Raw genomic sequence first — 25058 nt, 5'->3', positions numbered from 1 at the left:
AAATAAGAATAGAGCGAGGACAAATCAACATTTTTGATTCCATTCCTCACTCTATTCATCTCTAATAATCTTATTTTTAATTTTAATTACAGTTTCTCTATTAAAGTTTTACACGATTATCAAAGAGCACTTTACCATCTTTAATAACTCTTTCTGCATGATTAATACCATAATGATATGGAATATATTCATGATTAGGTGCATCCCAAATTACAATATTTGCTTTATCTCCCTCATTGATGGTACCTGCATCAACGTCAATTGCTTTAGCTGCATTGACTGTCACTGCATTCCAAATTTCATTTGGAGATAATTTTAATTTTAACGCTGCAATAGACATCACCAATTGTAAATTATTAGTCACACAACTACCTGGATTGAAGTCAGTAGCTATCGCAATAGCGCCATCGTTATCTAGCATACCTCTTGCATCTGCATAACCTTCCTTATCAAGATAGAAAGTTGTTCCTGGTAATAATACTGCAACAGTATCACTATCTTTCAATTTTTGTTTACCTTCTTCACTAGATGCAACTAAATGATCCGCAGAGATAGCATTTTCATCAATTGCAAGTTCTAAACCACCTAATGGATCGATTTCATCTGCATGAATTTTAACATCAAAGCCTTGTTTTTTAGCTGCTTCCATGTAAGATTTAGATTCTTCCACAGTAAACACGCCTGTTTCACAGAAAATATCGGCAAAATCAGCATATGGTTTAACTTCCGGCAATAAATCTATCATTTCTTGTAAGAAAGCTTGGTTAGACTCCGCATCTTTAGGCACAGCATGTGGCCCAAGGAAGGTATGTTTCATGTCTAAATTATATTTTTTTGCTAATCGATTTGAAACACGCAATTGTTTAAGTTCATTATCTTTATCCAATCCATAACCACTCTTACTTTCAACCGCTAAGACACCGTGTTGTAACATGGTTAATAGATTTTTTTCCGCTTTTTCAAAAAGTTCGTCTTCCGTCGCTTGACGTGTGGCTTCTACAGTAGAAAGTATACCGCCACCTTGTTCAAGTATTTCTAAATAAGACACACCTTGACGCTTGAGTGACATCTCATGTTCACGTGAGCCTCCATGTACAAGATGCGTATGTGCTTCTACCAAGGCAGGTGAAACGACTTTTCCTGAAGCATCTATTATTTCTTTTGCATCATATGCATCAGAATGTTCACCCGCATAAACAATCTTGCCATTTTTCACAACTACTGTACCGTTTTCAACAATATTTAAATCATTTAATTCTTTTCCTTTTAAAGGACGTTCGGTAGCTTTCGGTAAAATTAATTGTTTAATATTTTGAATGATTAAGTCGTTCATTTTTTATCTCCTTTTCTTGTAATCATTGGAATGTGAATGCCTTTTTCATTTGCTACATTAATTGCTGATTCATAACCTGCATCAGCATGTCTTACTACTCCCATACCCGGATCCGTAGTTAATACACGTCCTAAACGTTTATCTGCTCTTTCTGAACCATCAGCAACTACTACCATGCCTGCATGTAATGAATAACCCATACCAACACCACCGCCATGATGGAATGAAATCCAAGATCCACCTGCAGCAGTATTGATTAATGCATTTAAAATAGCCCAATCTCCTACGGCATCTGAACCATCTTTCATACCTTCAGTCTCACGATTAGGACTGGCTACTGAACCTGAATCTAAATGGTCGCGACCAATTACAATCGGTGCAGAAATTTCACCTTCACGCACAAGTCTATTTAACGCCAGACCCATTTTCGCACGTTCTCCATAACCTAACCACGCAATTCTTGAAGGCAATCCTTGAAACGCAATTTTCTCCTGTGCTAAATCTAACCAACGAATAAGTTTTTCATTTTCAGGGAACAACTTTCTCATTTCTTCATCAGCACGTTCAATATCCTTAGGATCACCACTTAATGCTGCAAATCTAAATGGCCCCTTTCCTTCGCAGAATAACGGTCTAATATATGCCGGTACAAATCCAGGGAAATCAAAAGCATTTTTTAAGCCATCATTATATGCCACCTGTCTTATGTTATTTCCATAATCAAAAGCGACCGCACCCTGTTTTTGAAATTCTAACATTAGTGATACATGCTTATGCATTGAGGATTGCGATTCTTTCACGTATTGTTTTGGATCTTTATTACGAAGTGCACTTGCCTCTTCTAATGAATACCCTTGTGGCACATATCCATTTAAAGGATCGTGGGCACTCGTTTGATCCGTAATAATGTCAATTTTAAATCCTTTATCTAAAATTGCTTGATGTACATCGACCGCATTACCTACCAAGCCAATAGATAATGGCTTGCCTTGTTTGCGTGCATCTTCCGCTAACGTTAATGCTTCGTCTAAATCTCGTGTTTTCACATCACAGTAACGTGTATCAATACGCTTATCAATGCGTGTTTCATCTACATCAACTCCGATGACAACACCACCATTCATCGTAACTGCCAATGGTTGTGCACCACCCATGCCACCAAGACCAGCAGTTAATGTAATCGTACCATTTAATTTGCCATCAAAATGTTGATTAGCTAGTTCACCAAATGTCTCATATGTACCTTGAACGATACCTTGTGAACCTATGTAAATCCAACTACCCGCAGTCATTTGTCCATACATCATTAAACCTTTTTGATCTAATTCATTAAAATGATCCCAGTTTGCCCATTCAGGTACTAATACAGAATTTGAAAGTAATACACGTGGCGCCTCTTCATGTGTTTTAAATACAGCAACTGGTTTGCCTGATTGAACTAACATCGTTTCATCAGCTTCTAATGAACGCAGTGTGGATTCAATTGCTTCGAATGCCTCCCAGTTTCGAGCTGCTTTACCTATGCCACCATAGACAACCAAATCTTCGGGTCTTTCTGCAACTTCAGGATCTAAATTATTATATAGCATTCGTAATACTGCTTCTTGTTCCCAACCTTTACATTCAATCTCTAAACCTTTTTTTGCTTTAATTTTTCTCATGAACAATCTCTCCTTCATCGATTTTAAATTCAACCTTTGTTTTGATTTTTAAAATATCCATAATGCAAATGGAATTGTAATCAGTAGTGTGAGTACTACTCTTTCAAACCAAATAATCACAAGTTTTCCTATCGATATTTTAATTTCAGTAGATAATATGACCGGAACAACGCTTGAGAAAAAGATAATCGCTGAAACACTCATGACCGCTACTGTAAATCTTGTTGCTAAATCTGCTGATTGTGCAATCGCAGCTGGTAATAACATTTCAACAATTGAAATCGTTGAAGCCTGTGCTAATACCCCTACATTTTCTACTGGAAAAATGCTGATAAATGGATAAAAGATGTAAGATATATATTCGATTACTGGTGTGAATTCTGCGATTACTAATCCTAGAAAACCAATTGACATGATAGAAGGTAAAATAGCAATCGTCATTACGACACCATCTCTCAAATTTTCAAATACATTGTCAATTAATGACTTAGACTGTTTCACAGCTAATTTTGCTTCTAACCAAGACTCTTTTAACAATGGCATGTTTCTGCGAATCTCTTCTTGATATGGTTGGTCTTTATATGTCGTATGCTTTTCAAATCTGATAGGTGGGAGTTGTACGGTAATAGCAGTAACAACAAATGTCACTGCGAGTGTAAACCAAAAATATAAATTCCAATGCTGAATAATACCTAGTGTGTTAGCTACAATAATCATAAACGTAGCGGAAACCGTAGAGAACCCTGTCGCTACAACTACTGCTTCTTTATGTGTGTAACTACCACTCTTGTAGACTTTGTTTGTTATCAGTAAGCCTATTGAATAACTACCAACAAATGATGCTACTGCATCGACCGCTGACTTTCCTGGTGTCTTAAATATTGGTCGCATTATCGGACGACAAATCACACCGATAAACTCTAACAATCCAAAACCTACTAAAAATGATAAAAAAATCGCTCCTATGGGAATTAAAACACTTAATGGTATGGCTAACTTTTCATATAAAAATGGTCCAATACTTTCTTTTAAAACAAAAGCAGGCCCAATATTGAAAACAACCATGAAAGCGATGAATACCCCTACTACTTTGAATAAGCTAAAAATAATATTTGTTTTCGATTCATTCCACCTTTGATTGAGAAATGGATGAATTGCACCAATAATAATTAAAATCAATACATAATATGGTAAAACTGGTTTCACTATTAGCGTAATCCATTGCACAATATGATCAATCATAATGGTTGATTGACCTTGTATAGTCACAGGAACGAAGAAAAATATAATACCAATCAAGCTATAAATGAAAAATCTCCACATGTACTTCACGCCCCTAACATGAAAGTACGACTCCCTCTATATCTAAAAGTATAATATGTTATTATATAGACTACCAATATCAATAAACTAATTATTAATAGTTTCAAACTATAAATACGCAAATATATAGGAGTGACATTCAGATGAAAATTGTTCAATTAGAATATTTTATTGCTGTCGTTAAATATAATAGTTTTACAAAGGCAGCAGATTTTTTGCATATAAGCCAACCGTCTTTAACTAATACAATAAAAAAAATAGAAGCTGATTTAGGTTATGATTTATTTTTAAGAACGACCAAGGATATCAAAATTACTGAAAAAGGTATTCATTTTTATAATTACGCAATTCAGCTCGTACAAAGTTATCATCAAACGCTAGAAAAAATGTATGATTTAAAAATGGGACATGCTCCTAAAATCAAATTTTCTATTCTTGAATCATCAAATCAATGGATATCACAAGTAGTTGCTATGCATCAAAAAGAATATGCAGATCAAACGTATCACGCTTCAGAAGTACATGATCAGAGCACGATATTAGAGCGTCTATTAAATTTTGAAAATCATTTAGGCTTAACCAATGAACAAATTATTCACGAGGATATACACTCTGTTCCTCTATATAAGGAATCTTATGTCCTCATAACACCTAAAAATACCTTTTCTAATAGCAAAAAGGTATCCATTAAATCTTTACCGCTCATTTTACCTACAAAAGGTTCCCAAGTACGTAAGCATTTGGATGACTATTTTAACCGCTTAAATATTCACCCAAATATTATTATAGAGGCAGATCGCTTTGAAGCTTCAACGAATTTCGTTCATCGAGGATTAGGCTATGCCGTCATACCACGTGTCTATTACCAATCTTTTAATGCACGAGATTTAGATGCAATTGAAATTAAACCTACACTCAGTCGTACCATTTACATCAATTACCTAAAAAAAAGAAAGCACCCTGAACGAGTACTTTCTTTTATAGATTTATGCCTTTATTATTGGAATATTAAAGAATAAAATGATGTAAAAAATTAGCTGATAGCTTTGCAGTACGATTATCGACATCATATTTAGGGTTTGTTTCTGCAATGCTAATCGTAGAGACTTTGTCATTTGGGATAATGCGTTTGGCAAGTTCAAGGACAATATGTGGGAACAAACCTAATACTGCGTTAGCACTTACACCTGGTGCGTATGCGCTATCTATAACATCCATACATATTGTGAACATAATAACGTCATGATTGTGTATAAATCGTTCTACCTTATCTTTTACAGGAGGAGATATTTGATGCAATAATTCCTCAGCATAAACAAAACCGATTTCTTTTTCTTCCGCATAATCAAATAGGCCTTGTGTATTACCGCCTTGTTGTATACCTAATACCAAATAATCTGCTTGATTATCTTGATCTAAAATTTGCCTAAAGCTCGTTCCAGAGGTAGACTGTGACTCTGCTCTGGTATCAAAATGTGCATCGATATTAATGATACCTAAAGAAGCATCAGGATAAACTTCTCTTATACCTAAATACTGGGCATATGCGATATCATGTCCACCACCCAATAAAAACGTCTGTTTATGCCTTTGTATTGATGTCGCAACATATTTTGCGAATTCTTTTTGGGTGTCTTCTAAGTCATCATGATCATGTTCTACATTACCATAGTCATATATCTTGCAGTCACTCAACACAGGTAGATTTGCAAATGCTTTCTTAATTGCGTCGGGACCTTCTTTAGCACCTAATCTCCCTTTGTTCAATTCAACACCCCTGTCAACTGCGTAACCTAATAATCCCACACCTTGGCGTGTCTCATGATAGTCATCTTTGATATTTCTAAAATTCACAGTTTGAAAATGTCTAAATTGAGACTTATCTGATTCGCTATCGACTCTACCTGTCCAGAAATCACGCTGTGCTAATTTATACATAATTCTCCTCCTTTTATAACAATGTCTCATTTAAAAGTATACGCTTACATTGAATTCAATTCAATTTATGCTTTTATTTACCCAAAATTTATCTACTTAATTTTATCAAATGACAATAAATTATTTCATTTAGATGTTAGTTTTGGCATTACTATTACATTTCAATGATAAATACCTAAATTTAATTTATTTCTGATTAATAAATATGTATAATTAGTGATAAATGATTTTCTGAACCCTATTGGAGGTTACATAATGAATAAACAACGTATATCAGGTTTTCAATGGGCAATAATGATTTTTATTTTCTATATTATTGCTTATGCAGCTCCTATTATACTGAAAGACTTACAAAGTACTATTTCACTTAAGACTTTTGTCTTTGACTTAAGTGCTATAGCGCCATTTATTGCTGCGCTTGTTTGTATTATCGTTTTTAGTAAACGTAAGACGCAGTTATCTGGTTTAAAACTAACAATAGATTTAAAAGTGATTGAACGTATTTTACTAGCATTTATTTTACCTTTAATCATTTTCCTGATTGCTATGATAAGTTTTAATATCTTTGCGGATAGTTTTGTATTATTACAAACAGAAGATTTATCTGTTTCAATTACTGCAATTATACTTGGACAACTAGTGATGGCATTTTTAATAGAATTTGGTTTCCGTTCTTATTTACAAAATATTATAGAAACGAAAATGAACACATTCTTTGCATCGATTATTGTTGGTTTATTATATTCCATTTGGAATATAAATATGGCCTTTAGTCTTGAATATACTTTATATGGTTTATTATATACATTTGCATTTTCCATGATTATCGGTGAGTTAATTCGTGCTACAAAAGGTCGCACGATATTTATCGCAACGATATTCCATGCAGCAATGTCATTTGGTCTTGTTTTCTTATTCAATGAAGAACTTGGCAGTGTTTTTGCAATGAAAGTAATTGCATTATCCACATCAGCTGTAGCAGTCGTTTACATTTTATTAAGTATTATTATTCGAGCAATACTTTATTTCTTTACTAAACGTAGTTTAGATGAAGTTGATAGCAATAATTATTTAGATCATGTAAGTGAAGATTCAGAAACTGCTCAAGCAGATGATAGTAATGAAGAAACACTCGAATCTGATAATTCAACAACAAATGTACATACACATAGTGGAGACAGTGAGCACAGTGAAACTGCTACATCTCAAACTAAAAGAGCAACAGACAATCATGTCAATTCACATGATGCTGACTCAAAACCATCGACTGAACATGTGAATGACACGGACACTGAGAAGGATCACCGAAAAACACAGCACGATGACAGCCGAAACAATATTATTGATGAAAACACGCCACAAACTATAGAGAACAACGATGTCCAAGATGAACGTCAACATGTTGAGACACAGGTAAATGGCGCCGTTGAAAATTCTACTGAAAAAGCACAGGTGGAGACATCATCACCAAAACATGATGATTCTAGTACTTCTGAGCCAACCATACAACAACAAAATAAAAAACGACAACGATCACCTTTTAAACTTAAAAACAAACATGATCATCGTCGCTAATTAACAAAAAGCAGGTTACGCTAATCGTATATTCAGATACAATGAATAAACTTCATGTCTATCTTAATTTATACCGTTAGTTAACCTGCTTTTATTATATTTTATATTTTGAGTTATGATTTATTTAAAATTTCAACGCCTTTTTGCTTACCTATAATGACTTGATCTGTAACATCAAGAAAATATCCAGTTTCTAAAACACCTACTAAATGAATTAAAAATTCATGCATAGCATAAGGATCGATAGATGAATTCAATGTAACATCAAGGATGTAATTGCCATTATCAGTTATAAATGGGACATCATCCACCATTCGGCGCATAACTTTTAAATTATCGTAAGCTACTATTTTTTTAGAAACTAATAACCAATTAAATTTATCTACTTCTACAGGTAAATTAAAAGTTTGACCTAAGTATGATACACACTTAGATTCATCTACTAAAACAATAAACTTTTCCGCCATGGCATCAATCACTTTTTCTCTAAATAATGCCCCGCCGCCACCTTTAATTAAATTCAAATTGTTGTCTACTTCGTCTGCACCATCAATGGCAACGTCAATTTTTTCTACATCATTGACATCCACTACTCGAATACCTAATTCTTTTGCGATATAAGCAGTTTTATTAGAGGTGCATACACCTGTAATATCAATCTGTTCATGGTCCAACTTCTCAGCTAGTTTTGGGACAAGCAACTCTATTGTTGAACCAGAACCAATGCCCACAACCATACCGTCACTGATTTGGCTTAACGCTTCATTAAATGTACTAATTTTTAACTGTTTCGTATCCATAATGCGTCCCCTTTACATAACTTACTCTCACCTTTATTGTACATGAGATTGAAAAAAATACATAGTTAAAAAATATGTATAAATTTTAAATTAATATATCTTCTTGCATAATTAAATAGCTAGTTTACAATAATAATACATCACCAACTAGGAGGATTGTCATGATTTATCATTTAAAAGCGATTGCTACAGGAAAAATCGAAGATTTACCTTATAGTACTAAAAGACCAATGCGTTCAGCACTTAACAAAACACTTTTCACCGGTAAGATGTGGCTTTCAAAAACCGGTTTTTCTGAAGATGAACAAGAATACAAAGGACATGGCGGGCCCAATAAGGCTGTATGTTTATATAGCGAAAAAAATTACGATCTATGGAAAGATGATGTCACAGATTTACCAGAATATGCAATGTTTGGCGAGAACTTAACGGTCAAAGACTTAGATGAAAAAGATTTGCATTTTGGTGATCAATTTCAATTAGGTGAAGCGATTATCGAAGTTTCAGAGATAAGAGAACCTTGTTGGAAAATACAAGAAAAGTATAAAATTCCTAATCTTATTAAACGCATGTCCAGTTCATGTAAAACTGGTTGTTACTTTAGAGTAGTTAAAGAAGGTTTTGTTTACGATTCGTCTCATCTTCAGCTCATAAAATTCGGGGAACATGATTCTCTTTTATCTGTATTCGAACTTAATGATATTTATTACAATGACAATAAAAATGTCGTGCGCTTGGCATATGCTTTGAAAAATCCTTATTTAACTGAAGAAAGACGACGTAAATTAGAAAAATATCTAAACCGCGCTCAAAAATAAACATTACAATATGAGTAAATATCCTGCACCAATGACTCAAAAAAAGATTCTTATACAACAAGAATCTTTAAAAATGATATATTGATATAACTCAGGTTAAGTAACTGACCAAAAATGGTATTAATATAACTGCACTTACCTGAGTTTGTCTACTTAATCTATTTTCTGTAATACATTATTATAAATTGCTACTTACTTATCCATAAGTGGTGTTTGCTTACTTTATATTAATTCAAAACACTTGATACACGCGCAATGATATCATTCTACTTCTTCGCAATTTTTTTCAGCAATTTTATATGATGTCTTAGAATAAAATGGCTGATTCGCTTCTAAAATTGATGGCGCATCTTCTCCATACAAATTAATATCATTAGGTATGCATTGTGTTTCTAACGTAAATCCTGAATGTGCTTTATAAATATTAAAATCACTTTCCCATTCCGTAGTATCATTAAAAGTAAATATCACGACATTTGGCATATCAGTTTCAACAGTCAGTTGAAAATGTTTATTTTCAACTGTCATACCTTGCTCTCCAATCTGAAACGGATGATCTAGACCACCATAACGTTTCATTTGTGATTGAATGTCATGATGCTCACTATTAAAAATATCTTTAAATTGAATGTGATTGCGTGCAAAAACATGTTCTAAATTTAGTGGCTTTTGTTTTGTCACAAAATGATCGTTATCTAATAAATGCATTTTTAATGTTGAACTTGAAATACTATGGTTATCGATAACATTATTATCTCTGTTCAAATTAAAGTAAACATGATTCATAGGATTAAAAATTGTTTTTTCGGTAGTAACGGCTTTATACTCAATTGTCCATTTGTGATCAACGTCATAAGTATGTATCACCTCTAAATCGATATTTCCTGGAAAATAATCATCTGATTGTTGAATTGTAGTGGAAAACACAATTTTCACTTGTCCTACTTGTTCAAATATCTCATAATCAAAATAACATTTATCAATACCGTTAAAACCACCGTGAATATTATTTTCACCATCATTCGTATCTAATCGATACGTTGTACCATCCAAATGAAATTCTGCATTTGCAATTCGTCCACCATAACGGCCTACAGTAGCACCAAAATAAAAAGGATTTTGTTGATAGAATTCATCCGCTTCTACCACATTACCTAATACAATATTGTTATCATCATATTTCCATGACACGATACGAGCGCCATAGTTTGTGAAAACAATCTTAGTTGCTTCATTGTCTATCTTAATTAAATCAATACCATTACTTTGTCTTTCTACTTTTGCAAACATCATCAATTACTCCCTTTCAAACCAAACATATTATGATTCACTTAGACTTTCAGTTCTATCTTGAATAAAACTTCAATCACAAATTGAATGTATCGAACCACAGTCATGAACACCATCTTTGTTTTATAAAACAAGACATAGGAGTCCCGGTAGTTCTAAAATTCATTGCTTTTAAAGTGAATGAGACAACATTTAAAAATGAGCTAAGGTCAATACGCACTCAATATCTCCCCAAATTATTGAGCAAAATACTTCATCCACTAATATTTAAAATTCCAAAATAGCTTACTACTTCCCTTAGTAAATATCTTACTTATCTATAGTGTAACAACTTAACTCAATCATTATCTATACTAATTATTCATTCTATCAAATATTATTTAAAATTGTGATATTTTTTCTATTTTTTATAAATATGTTTTATTTGGCATATTCAACAAACTCGAGGACCCTATTTTACAATTCATACTTTCATAAAAAAAGTAGGAGTGAAACCATTATGTTGTTTGAGTTTCATTCCCCTACTTATATATTATGATACGGTTTTAAAAGTTATTTGTTCATCTATAACTCATTTCTATAATCGTTAACATATGTTAATTTTTTCCGAAAACACGTTTCATAGATTTAAACAGACCTTTATCAAAACTTAAGATGGTATCTTTATAACTTCTTACTGCAATGTAAAGCAAGATAAATATGGTTACTATTGATAGACTCATACTTATTACAATTTCCCAAGTAGCTACATCAGGTGTTGATGCACGTAAAAACATGATAAAGGGAGATAATAAAGGAATAAAACTTGTAATCCTTATGATAGTCGTGTCAGGGTTTATAACACCAAACATTGCCGTATATAATGCAATGATACTAATCAACGTCATTGGCATAAGTGATTGATTAATGTCTTCGATACGTGAAGTAATCGATCCCAAAATAGCTGCCAATATAATATAGGAAAGTATACCTAAAATCAGCGATAGTATACCAACGATGATTAATTGTACTGTTAGGTCATTCGGCTGTACATCAAATCCTTTAAGCATATCTCCAATATCAAATAACAGTACACTTATAATACCTACTACAATGAAAATACTAATTTGTGTTAATGCCACAGCAATGACGCCACACAATTTAGCAAGTATGTGTGTTACTGGTGATATGCTTGTAATAATCATTTCAATGACACGTGACGTCTTCTCAGTTGCAATTTCCATCGCTACTTGATTGGCATAATTTATGATAATGAAAAACATGAGCATAATACCTGCATATACGATAATCGTATTAAATGTTTTTTGTGATTCACTTAAATGAGTGCCATTCGCACTATCTGAAAGCACTTGTGAGCTTACTTTACTTTGAGATTGCAATTGCTTTAGCTCATCTTCAGATAGGTTCAAACTAGATGCCACAAGTTTGGTTTGGATAGTTGATAAAGTAGTTTGTAATTTTTGTTCATCTGTTTTCGAAACGGTATCCTTACTTAATATTTCACCAGTCAATTTATGATTATCATGTAATTGAATGACATACGCTTTATCTAACTTTTCATTTTTCACTTGTTGATGTGCTTGTGATTCTGTCATTTTTTTAAATTTCGCATCACTATCAAGATGGTCACTTTGTGCTTTAACCCCTTTATATATTGAGTCTTGATTGACTACGATACCAATCTTATCAGGCCCATTATCAAATAGATCAACGATTTTATTAATATTAGCTGCCGCCAACATTAATACAACGACAATTGCTGTGAAAATCATAAATGATTTTGTTTTAACTTTACTTTTATACGTAAGTGAAAAAGTAGCCCAAAATTTATCCATTTACCTCACCTACTTTATCTATAAAAATCTCATTTAATGTTGGTTCTATCACTTGAAATCTTTTTACAAAACCATACTGCACAACGATATGATATATTTCCTCTGCAATAGATTCGTCTTCTATTAATGCTCGTATTTCCCTCTTATTGCGTTCCACTTGGATAACCCCATTGATATCATCTATTTCTGGCATCGCTTGATTGGTTTCAATGATCACGCTTTTATTGCCGTGATTTGCTTTCACTTCACCAATCGGCCCTGAAACAACAAGTTCACCTTTATTCAAAATACAAACATCATCACAAAGCTCTTCTACATGCTCCATCCTATGAGAACTATAAATAATCGTCGTTCCTGCATCATTTAAATCTTTTACGGCTGATTTTAATAATTCAACATTAACTGGGTCTAAACCACTAAAAGGTTCATCCAAGATTAATAACTCTGGATTATGTAACATACTTGCTAATAGTTGTATTTTTTGTTGGTTTCCTTTAGATAATGATTCAATTTTCTTGTCCCTATTTTCTTCAATATCAAAACGATTTAACCAATAATCAATGGCTTTAGTTATTTCCTTGGATTTCATCCCTTTTAATGTAGCTAAGTATCTTAGCTCATCGACCACTTTCATTTTCGGATGTAATCCTCGTTCTTCAGGCAAATATCCAATTTTATCATATATTGATTGGTCGATTGCTTTATCTTTATACAAAATTTGTCCTTCAGTAATCGGCGTCAACCCAAGTATCATTCTAAATGTTGTTGTCTTTCCTGCACCATTACGTCCTAAAAAACCTAGCATGTTTCCTTGTTCTAAATTTATCGAAATATCATTAACTGCTGTAAAATCCTTATATTTTTTTGTAACATTTGCTATTTTTAAGGACATGACAAGATTCCCTCCCTTAAAGTCTGTTAAGTATATATTGATAATAACATTTCACACCTTAAATATACATTTCAAATTGTCTTATATATAGTAGTTCTCATTTTGGTTCTTTCCAATGTTACAGCATGAGTCACAGCAAAGATAGGTACAAATGTAGATGATGCTTTTTCATCGCTACAATATTTTACATGATGTATTAGGATTACATTATCTAAATTTATCTTATTTAAATGAATAAACTTTATAAAAACCCAAGTATCACGAAGCATATTAACAGCCTAACTCGTATACTTGGGTTTATTTTAATTATTGTTCTCTATACATGTCATCAATTTTAGTATATTGATTTGCGTATTTATGGCTCGGACCATATTTATTTGTTTTGCGTTCACTATCCAAACAACTGACGACTAACGCATAGATACCAAAACCTATATAGAATGCGTACATCAATACAATGAAAATTATACTTGCAATATGATTCAAATCTGAATCTAATACAGCTATGATTAAAAATATGATGTAAGAAAATACTGTAATGCCTAAATAAATAAGCGGTAATAACATTGTTCTACCTGTATCATGAAATCTTCTAATAAATATCGCCCAATTAGGTATCAGCGTAGCCAAACCGTACACAACGAAATATATTAAACTGATGATAAGAAAAACTACGCTTATCATAATGACTGTTTCAGATTGAGAAGCAGCAGCGCTTATTAATGCAACCAAAGCAATAAAATATACAACGAACGCTGGTACTAGAAAAATTAAATGCCATAAAACCATATACCAATATTCACTTCTGCGTGCACGGCCCTTGAAGTTAAAATAATTTTTCCAAAATAGTTTTAATGCTTCTCCAAACCCAATTTTTCTTTCCAAATTGCTCCCCCCGTTTCAAGTTCATTTGATATAATGTTTATTTAACTTTAATATAGTCATTGATACTTTAACTACACTTTTTAATTTTTAGTAAACTTATAAGGTTATTCTACCAAAATTCACACATGGTTGTAACACAATTTTACAATTTAATAAAAAAGTTTGAAAAACATTTAATTTCTAAAACTATTATATGGAGGATTAGTAAATGGATTTTTTACAGCGAGATACAGTCACTATCGCCAAAGATTTATTAGGCGTACGTGTCATTTTCGAAGATGAATTACATACGTTTACAGGATACATTGTTGAAACTGAAGCATATGTTGGAAAAAAAGATCAAGCTGCTCACGGATTTAATGGCAAACGCACACCCAAAGTAGAATCTTTATATAAACTGGGTGGCACAATTTATGCGCATGTGATGCATACCCATCTACTTATCAACTTTGTAACGCAATTAGAAGGTGTACCTGAAGGTGTACTGATACGTGCTGTTGAACCAGAAGAGAATATTGAAGCAATGCGCTTAAATAGAAACAAAGACGGCTTTGAATTAACAAATGGCCCTGGAAAATGGACTAAAGCATTTAATATACCAAGACATCTGGATGGTTCACGATTAAATGAAGGCCATCTAAAAATAGATACTAAAAACCGTAAATACCCTAAACATATCGAGGAAACACCGAGAATTGGTATCCCCAATAAAGGTGAATGGACACAAAAACCACTTCGTTTTATCGTTAAAGGCAATCCGTACGTTTCCAGAATATCAAAACGTTCTACGGTACCGCCACAGGATACATGGCGTTAAAAAAGGATACATGGCGTTAAAAAAGGAAACAGAGATTTATATTTAATATATGCTCTGTTTCCTAAAATATTATTAAACTATTTGAATTATAATCGCTCATTTTAAATGTTCGTCTATGATATATGTTTTACTTTTCTACGCATTACCACAAACAAACTAAAAATTATTTAGAAAGTTTTTTATCTTTATCAAGTAAACCGAATTGTATCGTAATAACAGTACAAATAACAAATATCACAGGATAAAATGTGTATTTTAAAACTTCTATATAAGAAACATCACCATACTGTTCAACCATTAACATACCACTATCATGTGGCAGCACCATTAAGGCACAACAAGCAAATATATCTAATAAGCTTGCCATACGTTTAGGCGGTACCTTATATTCATCACCAATTTCTTTAGCGATAGGCGCAGAAATTAAAATAGCTAACGTGTTATGTGATAAAGCAGCAGAAAGCACACCAGACATTAAACTAATCACATATTCCGCACTTTTACGGCCTTTTGCTTTCTCTTTCATTGTCTTAATGATCCAATCAATACCACCATAATATCGGATTAAAGCCACCAGTCCTGATACTAAAAACGCCACAAGAAAGATAAGGAACATACTTTCCATACCTTCACCTATAGCTTTCGTAAACTGAAATATTCCCAAATTACCTTGAGCCAAACCAATGATACCTGCCATTATAATGCCAATGATTAGCACTAAAATCACATCTAGACCTGCGATTGCTGCTACAAGTACAAATAGATACGGCAGTATATTGATAAAGTTAAAACTTAAGTCACCTTCTACTTTACCCGTCCCACCCACAACTGCATATATCATTGCAGTAATAAGTGCAGCAGGTAGTGCAATCAACACATTCATCTTAAATTTATCTTTCATTTTAGCACCGACACCATTTGTTGCTGCAATTGTCGTATCTGAAATAATGGATAAATTATCACCAAAATACGCACCAGCAATCACAGCGGCACCAGCTGCTGCAACATTTAAATCCGCAGCTTGCGCTACAGCAACACCTACAGGAATAAATGCAGCTTGTGCCCCCGTAGAAGTACCTAAGGTTAGTGCAGCAAAACCGCTCATAATAAATATCCCAGGTATAAGCAGACTTGGTGGGATTACAGTAAGTCCCATATTCACCATTGCTGTTTTACCGCCCATTTCCGATGTCACCGTAGAAAAAGCGCCTGCTAATAAGAGAATTAGACCTAGATTAACAATACCGGAGTTACCTGCATGTTCTGTAAATATTTCAACTTTTTTAGTGAATTTTGTTTTTCTATCATAGCATGTCCAAGCAATAATGATGCCAATAAAAATAGCAACATGTCTTGGTAATTGATCAAAAGCATCTTCCTTGCCCATTATGGTAAAAGTAATACCTACACCAATGTATAATCCTAAAAATATGACTAATGGCAGAAGTGCTAAAAAACCATATTGCTTATCACTTCTATTAAATTCCTGCATAACACTCCTCCTGATAAATCTAGTAATTTTATATGGCATATAGTATATCAAAAAATGAGTGAACACAGAAATTTAAAATCTCGCCAAGTCTCATGCTAAAAATAAAATGTGAGCATGAGTCAAAATCAAATTGACTTATGCTCACACACTGTTACTTAATAATTAATCTTACAGATTTAGTTGATTTCAGCATCACCTGTATCTGTTTTAATATGAATGAGATTTGATCCATTTCCTACTTGTTTGTTTTTAAACAAGTGATTGTTAATATCCAGCTCTCCTACGTCACTATCAAATTCTATCCGTGTATTGTTAGGCTGTTTGTCCGTGTAATCCATTGTTATATCGCCCACATCCGTTTTCACTTTAACCGGTTTATCAATTGGCATATCTTTGATATCAATTGAGCCAGTATCACCTTTGAACTCACCCGAATTAAATTGAGTTTTTGTCACATGCATATCCGCAACATCAACCTCAGCAATTAAACGGTCAAATTTTGCATGATTAATATTCAATTTCCCTACATCCGCATATAATTTAGCATAATCCGCTTTTATTTGATCAACCATAATCGAACCGGATTCAGTATTAACATTTAAATGACTTAATGATTTTGGTAAAGTAATCGTGACATCATTATGCTTAAAATCCATAAATGTGATATCAACATTGCTGTCTAAGGGTTTATCTTTCACATATAACGTTCCGTTTTTCACCGTAGTATTCATATTTATTTTATCGTTGGTGCCTCGTGATTCAACTTTAAGTTGATCTCCTCTTTTTAATTTTATATTACTGTTGCTCAAATCTACATTGAGTTTTTTCACCTCAGCATTATTATCATATACTTTATGATAGTTCTCAGTGACTTCTTTCGATTTTTCACTTTCTACTTGAAACTGATTTACAACACCAATGCCACAAACAATCGTTATAATTAATCCAATTATGAAGAGGATAATTAGTGTTTTCTTCATGAAACTCCACTCCTTTTCACCACGTTTATATTCCATTTGAGATACTTCACACAAATTAAATAAAATGCTTTAGTAATTAAATACGTAATCACAAATAACATTAATCCCATACCGAACAATGCACCTATCGCATAAACATCAAAAAGTAATATATTTTCAAACCCACTTAAAAACCCTTTCACTAATAACAATATTGGACTTAAAACAAATGAAATTGTAGTGACAATCAATGAAACAACGATACTCAACACGAAAATAAACGGTACTAAAATTACAAAGAAATTTAATATACTTAAACCCATCACTGCAAAAATGGCATTTCCTACGTCACCAAATTTTTTACTGTCAGCAGCTTTTTCTACAGCAGCTGTCGCATTCATTTCTTTAGCTAAAGTTCTAGGATCTCCTAACTCCTCTGAAATTTGTGCTTCTGATTTACCTTCTTTCAGTCCACTATAAAAATGTGTTTCATATTCATTTAAAATATCTTGTCGTTCTGCATCAGAATCATGTTTTAAATGTTTATGCAATTGTTTTAAAAATTCGTTTTTAGTCATTCCATTCACTCTCCTTTATAAATATTTCTACAATACTTGAAAATGATCGCCATTCATGTAATAAATCAGCTAACCTGTCATTACCTTGGTCAGTCACTTTATAATACTTCCTTGCTGGTCCTTCTGAAGAAGGTTGGTAGTATGTCGTGAGTTCTCCATTTTTCACTAATCTTCGTAACAATGGATATACTGTTCCTTCTGCAATACTCATATGCCTCGAAATATTTTGAACGAGCGAGTAACCATACTGGTCATCTCTTTTGATTATTAGCAACACAATAAGTTCAAGTGCGCCTTTTTTAAATTGACTATTCATATGTTACCTCCTATGGGAAACCAGTACTATACATTACACAGTAGCTGTCAAACAGAATATAACACACACTACTGTACATTGCAAGGTACTGTGCTATAAATATCCCTGATTAATTCTCCTTTAATTTTTGCGTATCAGACAATAGTATTATTGTCTGAAGATTACAAATAAAACAATCACTATTTATTCTATTTAGTATTTAATTCCAAACTAGATTTATGCGATTTAAATATGTATAATAGATAGCATGGAGTTTTGTAAGCACTTTCTTCATTGTCATTTTGCACACGACTCCATCCATATAACAAGACACACAGGAGAGTTTCATTTGAAATATAAGGGGGATTGAAAATGCTAGAGCTAGATGCAATTACTACTTTAGCAATCGCAAGTTTGTTATACCTGTTAGGTATATTTATTGTTAATCATGTTTCAATATTAAGAAAGCTTTGTATCCCAGCACCTGTTATCGGAGGCTTAATCTTCTCGATTTTAGTTGCAATTTTACAATCTACGAACATTATAACAATCAAACTAGATTCTGAATTCATACAAAACTTCTTTATGCTTGCGTTCTTTACAACAATTGGATTAGGCGCTTCTTTAAAGTTACTACGTTTGGGCGGAAAAGTACTCATTTTATACTTTATATTCTGCGGTTTTCTTGCAGTCTTCCAAAACCTAATTAGTGTTTCATTAGCAAAAGTATTAAACATTCCACCATTATTAGGCTTAACAGCTGGTTCTATGTCTATGGAAGGTGGCCATGGTAATGCAGCTGCTTATGGGCAAACTATTCGAGACATGGGGTTTGATTCTGCATTGACCGCAGCTTTAGCAGCAGCAACACTAGGCCTTGTAGCTGGTGGTTTAGTCGGTGGCCCTGTAGTAAAATTTTTAATAACTAAGTATAATTTAAAATCAGAACATGCAGAAGAAACAACAACAGACTATGGTAACGTGAAATCTAATGAATACTTACATAATCGCATGAACCCTACTACCATCTTTTTCTTACAATTTACGATTGTAACTATTTGTATGGCAATTGGTTCATATTTAGGAAATACATTCTCTGAATTAACTGGTATCAATATTCCTATATATGTTGGTGCAATGTTTGTAGCAGTTATCATTCGCAATATTTCTGAATATAATAATTTAAATCTTATTGATATGAAATTCGTTGATAAAATTAGTGACATATCACTAAGCCTTTTCTTATCAATCGCTTTGATGAGTATACAACTTACAGAAATATATCAATTAGCTTTACCTTTAATTATTATTGTTTTAATACAAGTAGTATTTATCGTGTTATTCTCAATTTTTATCGTATTCCGCGGTTTAGGAAAAGATTACGATGCAGCTGTAATGATCGGTGGGTTTATTGGTCATGGCCTAGGTGCAACTCCAAACGCTATGGCAAACTTAGATGTTATTACCAAAAAATTCGGTGCTTCACCAAAATCATATCTGGTCGTACCGATTGTAGGTGCATTTTTGATTGATTTACTTGGCGTCCCAATCGTTACTACATTTATCAATCTATTTTAATGCTGAATTTTGATTTTTAACATAGGAAAGATTCTGAGACATAGATCTTAAAAAAATAGCACTCTGATGATTCAATTCATCGGAGTGCTTCTTAATTTGTTTCTATACTTCATATTGTTGGCTCGCTTTCTTAGGGGCAGCTTCAGCTTGTCCTGTTTCCTCAAGCGACTCGCCAAAATACAACGTATTCATATGTCATCTCACATTAAAATACTTTAAAAACAAGGTCTTATATCAACCAAAATGATGTTAAAAATTATTCTACATGCATACAGCCAATCTGAATGCTTTGGTCTTGCAATTGAAAAACTGCTTAATGATTGTATCTGAATGTTGTAGCTCTCACAAAATCAAACACCGTCTTATAAAACAATGAATTGTTTTAGAGTAAATCTTAAAGTAGACGTCCTATTAGAACCTTTATTTCTTGGTATTAATGGTATTTAATATGAGAAAAGTAGTAACTCAATGAGCCAATTATAATTAAAACAATATAGAAAAAAGCAATTTCTATATTGTTCAATAGAAATTGCCTTTGTCACTTGTCCAAGAACTTTATGTCTAAGATTCTCTTAATTTACCTTTAATCATCAATGATTTAATATACGAAAGTTAACACAGTAGTTCATGACCAGATTTACAAAAATAAATTTCAATAAAATCTTAATTATAAATATCGATATTACGCTGCTCTATCCAAGATTGTAATCTAGGGCCAAAAATCAATTTAGCGCGTTTTAAATCATTTATCGTAGGCGCATTTAACATCGTCATAATTTTTCTCATATGTTCAGTAAATTGCTCAGTATAGTTTAATGTTTCTGTAATACCATAATTTTCAACTTGATTTAAAAATGGGCGCGACATACCCACCGCACTTGCCCCAAGCGCTAAACATTTCACAGCATCTAAAGGAGACCGTACGCCACCACTAGCAAGTATATTCATATCTTTTTGATAAGCAGTGCTTTCTAATAATGATTCCACAGTTGTTTGTCCCCACATACTTAAATAGTCCATGTCCTTGTAGGCACGTCTTTCATTTTCAATATCTACAAAGTTCGTACCACCACGTCCGCTCACGTCTACATATCTTATGCCAATTTCATTTAAGTTTTTGATTGTTTCTTTACTCATACCAAAACCTACTTCTTTGACAATCACTGGAACATCTATGCGCTTCACAATTTGTGCAAGATTGTCCATCCATGTAGAAAAAGTTCTATTACCTTCAGGCATGACTAATTCTTGAGGTGCATTGACATGTACTTGTAATGCTTGAGCATCAAGCAATTGAACTGATTGAACAGCTTTATCAACAGGCACATCGGCGCCGACGTTACTAAATATGATACCTTCAGGATTGGCCTCACGCACGATTGTAAATGATGATGCCATATTGCTATTACGTAACGCCGCATGTGTAGAACCTACTGCCATTGCCATACCACTTTCACGTGCCACGATTGCCAATTTTTCATTAATTTGTTTCGTCCATTCGCTGCCACCAGTCATCGCATTAATATAAAGTGGTTGACTGAGCGTGAAATCTTTTAGCGAATGTTCAAGATTAACATCACTCACATCTATACTCGGAATAGAATCATGTACAAATCGAATTTCATCAAAATCTGAGATTGAAGCATCTGTTTGTGCCATTGCAATCTCAACGTGTTCATTTTTTCTTTGTTCTCTTTTTAAATCACTCATTATTTACTCCTACCTCAAAAATTTTTATTTTGTCAGTTTTCAAACTGCGTCATTAATTTCATACCATGAGACTAAAACCATTTTTCTTTTTTAAAATAAATCACACAACCTATACTAATACAAAACATTAGTGCTAAGACAAAATAATAACCATATCGCCATTTTAATTCTGGCATGTTTATAAAATTCATACCATAAATACCTGTAATTAATGTCAACGGTAAAAATACAACTGACACTAAGGTGAGGACTTGCATAATTCGATTCATTTTATATGAAGCATATGATGTCAAATTATCTTTTATTTCGTTTGTCATTTCTTGACATATTTTCAAAATATTTTGTTGCTTAATCATATGATCGTCAATATGTTGAAGATAAAGCTGGCTCTTATCATCTAAAAATAATTGATGACTTTCTTTTAATTGATTGACTAATTCTGTCATGGGATAAATGACGCGCTTTAATTTAATTAATTCCGAACGTATCTTAAATACATTGTCCATCTCAAATTTCATAGAACCCTTTGTATTTTCACTATCTTCAAATTCATATACCTTATCTTCGATAGCATAAACGAAATCAAAGTAACCGTCTACTAAACAATCCAGCACCAAGATAAATATATGAGTTGGGAGAATATTATTTGTCATTTGTGTTTTAATAGTAGTTTCAATCTTCTTTAAAATATCAAAAGGTTGATGATGGTATGTAATAAGTAAACGATCTTTTATAAAAATATTTAATGCTTTTGCATTGAAATCTTCAGTTTTCACATCATGTACTACAATGTACTGATATGTGTCATAAGCTTTGTATTTAGCTCTCGGTGTCCCGTTTACTGTATCATCAATTTCAAGTTTATTAAAGTTAAAACGTGTTTTTAAAAATGTATTTTCTGCCTCAGTCGGTTGATTAAAATCACACCATATAAACTGCGCTGTTTTCGGAATATCTTCTAAACAATTAGCGCTTGTGAGTTTATTTTCAGACGATAAGTATCTCATTGTGATAGCCATAGGTCACCCATATAATCATTTTCTTTATTTTATCATGAAATGCTATTTGTGTATGTTATATACAATTTTTAGTAAACTTAGGTTAGTAAAATTAATATATATGCTTAATCTAACAATTAAAGTATTAAAGGAGATGTAACGATGAGCAATCCTTTCACATTTTCCAACAATGTGACACCTGATATGATTGACCATAATGGGCATGTACATGATGCAAACTATAATATGGTTTTCAGTGAGGCAATTAATCAATTTAATTATACACATGGCTTATCTTTAGCTGAACGTGACAAGTTAAATTACACATTATTTACTGTTGAAGAACAAACAGCTTATTTATCAGAATTAACTGAAGGTGATACATTTACCATTACAATCTACATCTATGATTATAATGAAAAAAGCTTGCATTTCTTTTCCATCATGACGAACCAAGATGGTATTAATATAGCAACAAATGAAGCAATGATGTTAGGGATTGGTCGCACAATTAATAAAACAGCGCCCTTCCCTAAATCATTTGCTGACCAAGTTAGCAATTATTATGATAATCAACAATTAATCGAATGGCCTAAACAATTAGGTCATAAAATCGGTATCTCGAGATAAGGAGTGCTTAAGATGTCACAAAGTGTAATCGACGCAATCAAAGTGAAGCTTTATGATTTAAACGATGATATGAAAGCTGCACTTAGCGAACTTAACCAAAACAAACAGCTAGTTATTAATGGTCCTGATCATCAATTGATTAAGCGCGGATTTGATATCAGTTATTACCAAGGTCAGAAACAAGCGATAGATACGATTCATTCATTAGTCGAACAAATTGATGTAGAAGAAGATTTAGTTCAACGCTACAGAACTTTTGTTCAAGAAGAAAAACAACTGTATAAAAATAATCTCTCAGAATTTAAAAATATGGATGAGCCAAAGCAAGATTTCAATGAATTTATAGCACTCTACTATAAATTAAAAGGGACACAGACTATTTTAACTGTCATTGATACAATAATGAACGAACACTACTAATTCAATGAACTATTTGGGACATATAAAAACAGACGCAAGGCAATATCAACACATTTATGTTTGATATCTACCTCGCCTCTGTTTTTAATTTTTTATAGGCTTATCATGCTTCTAGAATTCAGTTATATGCTAACGCATTAGCGTTTATCATGAATTGTATTGACGATTTCTTTTACAACTTTATGAGATTCTCTAATAGGTAATAATGCGAATGCATTCACCATTTTTTTAAAGGTATACAGTTGTACTGGTTGACGCATATCTTCTAACATATAAGCTAACCTTTTCATATCTGGTAAATAAATCTCTCTTCCACCACCAAATATATATATAGGCGGTAAACCAAATAATTCTCCATAAATTGGTGATAATCTACTATCATTCAGTGGAAGATTATTGGACCATACTTTCATAATTTTTTGTAAACCTTCTATATTTATGATGACATCTTTATCGATTAAATCATCTGTAATATTTTCATTATTCAATTGAGCATCTAACATAGGTGAAAACAAGTACAATTTAGCTGGCAAAGGTTGATTGTTAGATTTTAATTGTTGCACAAAACTCATCGCTAATGCACCGCCAGTACCATCACCCATCACAATAATATCTTCATTACTGCATTCTGTTAATAATTGTTGATACACTTTATGAATCGCAGCATATGTATCCTCAACATGATATTTAGGTGCTTTTGGATAAATAGGCAATACAACTTCGTATAAAGTACTTAATGCAAGTTTATCCATAAATCTCCAATGAAAAGCTGAAGGCTGTAAAATATTATACCCACCATGAATATAAAGTATTTTCTTTTGTTGGCTGTGTCTAAAACGAAATCTGAACAACTGCATATCATCCATCATTTGTTTTTCTAAATCTGATTTTACATTTAATGTTTCAGGCTGTTTGTGCTTTTTTTCATTCATCGTTAATCTTTTTTGTAAAAATTTTTCAAAGCTTTGTTGGTTATCAAATATAATTGAACGATGTGGTAATAAGTATTTATTAACAAATTTTGTTGTTAGTCTTGATTTCATACATAATCATCCCTATCTTTTTGTAACAAATTTTAGAATTATAGAATTTTTGTTTCAATTCAGTATTTAAAATAAATTATATGATAAAATAAAAATAATGACATAAACGAGAAGTTATAATAGATATTGAAATTTTAAAAATATGACAATTCATACTAAAAATTAAAATATTCAACTACATTGGTTAA

The 25058-nt window shown here is 32.6% G+C and carries 23 protein-coding genes and 1 pseudogene; 8 read left to right on the top strand and 16 right to left on the bottom strand.

Features of this window, described 5'->3' with window-relative positions; translation table 11 throughout:
* Nucleotides 1–100: 100 nt before the first annotated feature.
* The 3 genes from hutI to CD150_RS02625 are packed head-to-tail and all read right to left on the bottom strand — an operon-like array spanning nucleotide 101 to nucleotide 4317.
* Nucleotides 101–1333: an imidazolonepropionase gene (gene hutI / locus CD150_RS02635; protein ID WP_073343929.1), complete on the bottom strand. Its 1233-nt coding sequence runs from the start codon at nucleotides 1331–1333 to the stop codon at nucleotides 101–103.
* Nucleotides 1330–2994 carry a urocanate hydratase gene (gene hutU, locus CD150_RS02630; RefSeq protein ID WP_103161321.1) on the bottom strand — a complete coding sequence of 555 codons (1665 nt, stop codon included), beginning with the start codon at nucleotides 2992–2994 and terminating at the stop codon, nucleotides 1330–1332. The genes hutI and hutU overlap by 4 nt, the downstream gene beginning before the upstream one ends.
* 48 nt (nucleotides 2995–3042) lie before the next feature.
* The gene (locus tag CD150_RS02625; protein ID WP_073343935.1) at nucleotides 3043–4317 is read right to left on the bottom strand and encodes a YjiH family protein; all 1275 of its coding nucleotides are present in this window, start codon (nucleotides 4315–4317) and stop codon (nucleotides 3043–3045) included.
* A 143-nt stretch (nucleotides 4318–4460) separates the two neighbouring features.
* Between CD150_RS02625 and CD150_RS02620 the strand changes: the two genes are divergently transcribed.
* Complete coding sequence (locus CD150_RS02620) at nucleotides 4461–5336, top strand: LysR substrate-binding domain-containing protein (RefSeq protein WP_046208508.1); 876 nt, start codon at nucleotides 4461–4463, stop codon at nucleotides 5334–5336.
* Here the strand turns inward: CD150_RS02620 and hutG are convergent.
* A complete protein-coding gene (gene hutG / locus CD150_RS02615) occupies nucleotides 5326–6255 on the bottom strand; it encodes a formimidoylglutamase (RefSeq protein WP_046208509.1) in 930 nt (309 codons plus the stop codon). The two genes, CD150_RS02620 and hutG, sit on opposite strands and share 11 nt — an antisense overlap.
* A gap of 255 nt (nucleotides 6256–6510) precedes the next feature.
* Between hutG and sdpC the strand changes: the two genes are divergently transcribed.
* Nucleotides 6511–7830 carry a peptidoglycan release complex CPBP-like subunit SdpC gene (sdpC, locus tag CD150_RS02610; protein WP_103161320.1) on the top strand — a complete coding sequence of 440 codons (1320 nt, stop codon included), beginning with the start codon at nucleotides 6511–6513 and terminating at the stop codon, nucleotides 7828–7830.
* 113 nt (nucleotides 7831–7943) lie between these two features.
* On the opposite strand, the gene CD150_RS02605 is transcribed toward sdpC, so the two are convergent.
* The gene (locus CD150_RS02605; RefSeq protein WP_046208511.1) at nucleotides 7944–8633 is read right to left on the bottom strand and encodes a ribose 5-phosphate isomerase A; all 690 of its coding nucleotides are present in this window, start codon (nucleotides 8631–8633) and stop codon (nucleotides 7944–7946) included.
* Between the two features lie 158 nt (nucleotides 8634–8791).
* On the opposite strand from CD150_RS02605, the gene CD150_RS02600 reads away from it, so the two are divergent.
* Nucleotides 8792–9448 (top strand): MOSC domain-containing protein, encoded by a 657-nt coding sequence (locus CD150_RS02600; RefSeq protein WP_073343941.1) that lies wholly within the window; start codon nucleotides 8792–8794, stop codon nucleotides 9446–9448.
* Nucleotides 9449–9709: 261 nt separating this feature from the next.
* Here CD150_RS02600 and CD150_RS02595 read toward each other — a convergent pair whose 3' ends face one another.
* The 4 genes from CD150_RS02595 to CD150_RS02575 form a co-directional block, all read right to left on the bottom strand.
* On the bottom strand, nucleotides 9710–10738 hold the full coding sequence (locus tag CD150_RS02595) for an aldose epimerase family protein (RefSeq protein WP_169926876.1): 1029 nt from the start codon (nucleotides 10736–10738) through the stop codon (nucleotides 9710–9712).
* Nucleotides 10739–11334: 596 nt separating this feature from the next.
* The gene (locus CD150_RS02590) at nucleotides 11335–12573 is read right to left on the bottom strand and encodes an ABC transporter permease (protein ID WP_073343947.1); all 1239 of its coding nucleotides are present in this window, start codon (nucleotides 12571–12573) and stop codon (nucleotides 11335–11337) included.
* Nucleotides 12566–13465, bottom strand: a complete 900-nt coding sequence (locus CD150_RS02585) for an ABC transporter ATP-binding protein (protein ID WP_073343950.1) — start codon at nucleotides 13463–13465, stop codon at nucleotides 12566–12568. Before CD150_RS02585 ends, CD150_RS02590 begins: the two co-directional genes overlap by 8 nt.
* A 306-nt stretch (nucleotides 13466–13771) precedes the next feature.
* Entirely contained in the window at nucleotides 13772–14350 is a 579-nt protein-coding gene (locus CD150_RS02575; RefSeq protein ID WP_064209343.1) for a DUF805 domain-containing protein, read from the bottom strand.
* A 208-nt stretch (nucleotides 14351–14558) separates the two neighbouring features.
* Here CD150_RS02575 and CD150_RS02570 point away from each other — a divergent pair, with 208 nt between their 5' ends.
* Entirely contained in the window at nucleotides 14559–15167 is a 609-nt protein-coding gene (locus tag CD150_RS02570) for a DNA-3-methyladenine glycosylase (protein ID WP_046208518.1), read from the top strand.
* Nucleotides 15168–15330: 163 nt separating this feature from the next.
* Here CD150_RS02570 and CD150_RS02565 read toward each other — a convergent pair whose 3' ends face one another.
* The 4 genes from CD150_RS02565 to CD150_RS02550 all read right to left on the bottom strand — a co-directional run bounded on the left by CD150_RS02565 (nucleotide 15331) and on the right by CD150_RS02550 (nucleotide 18512).
* Nucleotides 15331–16659 carry a Na+/H+ antiporter NhaC family protein gene (locus CD150_RS02565; protein WP_073343957.1) on the bottom strand — a complete coding sequence of 443 codons (1329 nt, stop codon included), beginning with the start codon at nucleotides 16657–16659 and terminating at the stop codon, nucleotides 15331–15333.
* A 176-nt stretch (nucleotides 16660–16835) separates the two neighbouring features.
* A complete protein-coding gene (locus tag CD150_RS02560; RefSeq protein WP_073343960.1) occupies nucleotides 16836–17639 on the bottom strand; it encodes a DUF4097 family beta strand repeat-containing protein in 804 nt (267 codons plus the stop codon).
* Nucleotides 17636–18196, bottom strand: a complete 561-nt coding sequence (locus CD150_RS02555; RefSeq protein WP_073343963.1) for an HAAS signaling domain-containing protein — start codon at nucleotides 18194–18196, stop codon at nucleotides 17636–17638. Before CD150_RS02555 ends, CD150_RS02560 begins: the two co-directional genes overlap by 4 nt.
* On the bottom strand, nucleotides 18189–18512 hold the full coding sequence (locus CD150_RS02550) for a PadR family transcriptional regulator (RefSeq protein ID WP_046208522.1): 324 nt from the start codon (nucleotides 18510–18512) through the stop codon (nucleotides 18189–18191). Before CD150_RS02550 ends, CD150_RS02555 begins: the two co-directional genes overlap by 8 nt.
* A gap of 351 nt (nucleotides 18513–18863) precedes the next feature.
* Here CD150_RS02550 and gltS point away from each other — a divergent pair, with 351 nt between their 5' ends.
* Both gltS and CD150_RS13675 read left to right on the top strand, forming a co-directional pair.
* Entirely contained in the window at nucleotides 18864–20069 is a 1206-nt protein-coding gene (gltS, locus tag CD150_RS02545) for a sodium/glutamate symporter (protein WP_046208523.1), read from the top strand.
* A 240-nt stretch (nucleotides 20070–20309) separates the two neighbouring features.
* Nucleotides 20310–20498, top strand: a pseudogene (locus tag CD150_RS13675) (transposase); the annotation flags it as partial.
* A 234-nt stretch (nucleotides 20499–20732) separates the two neighbouring features.
* Here the strand turns inward: CD150_RS13675 and fni are convergent.
* The gene (gene fni / locus CD150_RS02540; protein ID WP_046208524.1) at nucleotides 20733–21779 is read right to left on the bottom strand and encodes a type 2 isopentenyl-diphosphate Delta-isomerase; all 1047 of its coding nucleotides are present in this window, start codon (nucleotides 21777–21779) and stop codon (nucleotides 20733–20735) included.
* 71 nt (nucleotides 21780–21850) lie between these two features.
* Nucleotides 21851–22798: a magnesium/cobalt transporter CorA gene (gene corA / locus CD150_RS02535; RefSeq protein WP_073343966.1), complete on the bottom strand. Its 948-nt coding sequence runs from the start codon at nucleotides 22796–22798 to the stop codon at nucleotides 21851–21853.
* A gap of 141 nt (nucleotides 22799–22939) precedes the next feature.
* Here corA and CD150_RS02530 point away from each other — a divergent pair, with 141 nt between their 5' ends.
* Together CD150_RS02530 and CD150_RS02525 are read left to right on the top strand one after the other, a co-directional pair.
* A complete protein-coding gene (locus CD150_RS02530) occupies nucleotides 22940–23407 on the top strand; it encodes a thioesterase family protein (protein WP_103161318.1) in 468 nt (155 codons plus the stop codon).
* A 12-nt stretch (nucleotides 23408–23419) separates the two neighbouring features.
* The gene (locus tag CD150_RS02525) at nucleotides 23420–23827 is read left to right on the top strand and encodes a hypothetical protein (RefSeq protein ID WP_073343969.1); all 408 of its coding nucleotides are present in this window, start codon (nucleotides 23420–23422) and stop codon (nucleotides 23825–23827) included.
* Nucleotides 23828–23964: 137 nt separating this feature from the next.
* Here CD150_RS02525 and CD150_RS02520 read toward each other — a convergent pair whose 3' ends face one another.
* On the bottom strand, nucleotides 23965–24870 hold the full coding sequence (locus CD150_RS02520) for an alpha/beta hydrolase fold domain-containing protein (protein ID WP_064209337.1): 906 nt from the start codon (nucleotides 24868–24870) through the stop codon (nucleotides 23965–23967).
* Between the last annotated feature and the right edge of the window lie 188 nt (nucleotides 24871–25058).

It is taken from the genome of Staphylococcus ureilyticus (assembly GCF_002902235.1).
Classification (GTDB): Bacteria; Bacillota; Bacilli; order Staphylococcales; family Staphylococcaceae; genus Staphylococcus; species Staphylococcus ureilyticus.
The sequence above is the reverse complement of the archived record's forward strand: the minus strand, read 5'-3'. Positions and strand labels throughout refer to the sequence as shown.

Coding starts and splice junctions, on each gene's coding strand:
- corA (WP_073343966.1), bottom strand. CDS start 22,798: ATGGCTATCACAATGAGATACTTATCGTCTGAAAATAAACTCACAAGC.
- fni (WP_046208524.1), bottom strand. CDS start 21,779: ATGAGTGATTTAAAAAGAGAACAAAGAAAAAATGAACACGTTGAGATT.
- CD150_RS02550 (WP_046208522.1), bottom strand. CDS start 18,512: ATGAATAGTCAATTTAAAAAAGGCGCACTTGAACTTATTGTGTTGCTA.
- hutU (WP_103161321.1), bottom strand. CDS start 2,994: ATGAGAAAAATTAAAGCAAAAAAAGGTTTAGAGATTGAATGTAAAGGT.
- CD150_RS02525 (WP_073343969.1), top strand. CDS start 23,420: ATGTCACAAAGTGTAATCGACGCAATCAAAGTGAAGCTTTATGATTTA.
- CD150_RS02530 (WP_103161318.1), top strand. CDS start 22,940: ATGAGCAATCCTTTCACATTTTCCAACAATGTGACACCTGATATGATT.
- CD150_RS02520 (WP_064209337.1), bottom strand. CDS start 24,870: ATGAAATCAAGACTAACAACAAAATTTGTTAATAAATACTTATTACCA.
- CD150_RS02625 (WP_073343935.1), bottom strand. CDS start 4,317: ATGTGGAGATTTTTCATTTATAGCTTGATTGGTATTATATTTTTCTTC.
- CD150_RS02620 (WP_046208508.1), top strand. CDS start 4,461: ATGAAAATTGTTCAATTAGAATATTTTATTGCTGTCGTTAAATATAAT.
- sdpC (WP_103161320.1), top strand. CDS start 6,511: ATGAATAAACAACGTATATCAGGTTTTCAATGGGCAATAATGATTTTT.
- hutI (WP_073343929.1), bottom strand. CDS start 1,333: ATGAACGACTTAATCATTCAAAATATTAAACAATTAATTTTACCGAAA.
- CD150_RS02600 (WP_073343941.1), top strand. CDS start 8,792: ATGATTTATCATTTAAAAGCGATTGCTACAGGAAAAATCGAAGATTTA.
- gltS (WP_046208523.1), top strand. CDS start 18,864: ATGCTAGAGCTAGATGCAATTACTACTTTAGCAATCGCAAGTTTGTTA.
- CD150_RS02595 (WP_169926876.1), bottom strand. CDS start 10,738: ATGTTTGCAAAAGTAGAAAGACAAAGTAATGGTATTGATTTAATTAAG.
- hutG (WP_046208509.1), bottom strand. CDS start 6,255: ATGTATAAATTAGCACAGCGTGATTTCTGGACAGGTAGAGTCGATAGC.
- CD150_RS02590 (WP_073343947.1), bottom strand. CDS start 12,573: ATGGATAAATTTTGGGCTACTTTTTCACTTACGTATAAAAGTAAAGTT.
- CD150_RS02585 (WP_073343950.1), bottom strand. CDS start 13,465: ATGTCCTTAAAAATAGCAAATGTTACAAAAAAATATAAGGATTTTACA.
- CD150_RS02570 (WP_046208518.1), top strand. CDS start 14,559: ATGGATTTTTTACAGCGAGATACAGTCACTATCGCCAAAGATTTATTA.
- CD150_RS02560 (WP_073343960.1), bottom strand. CDS start 17,639: ATGAAGAAAACACTAATTATCCTCTTCATAATTGGATTAATTATAACG.
- CD150_RS02555 (WP_073343963.1), bottom strand. CDS start 18,196: ATGACTAAAAACGAATTTTTAAAACAATTGCATAAACATTTAAAACAT.
- CD150_RS02565 (WP_073343957.1), bottom strand. CDS start 16,659: ATGCAGGAATTTAATAGAAGTGATAAGCAATATGGTTTTTTAGCACTT.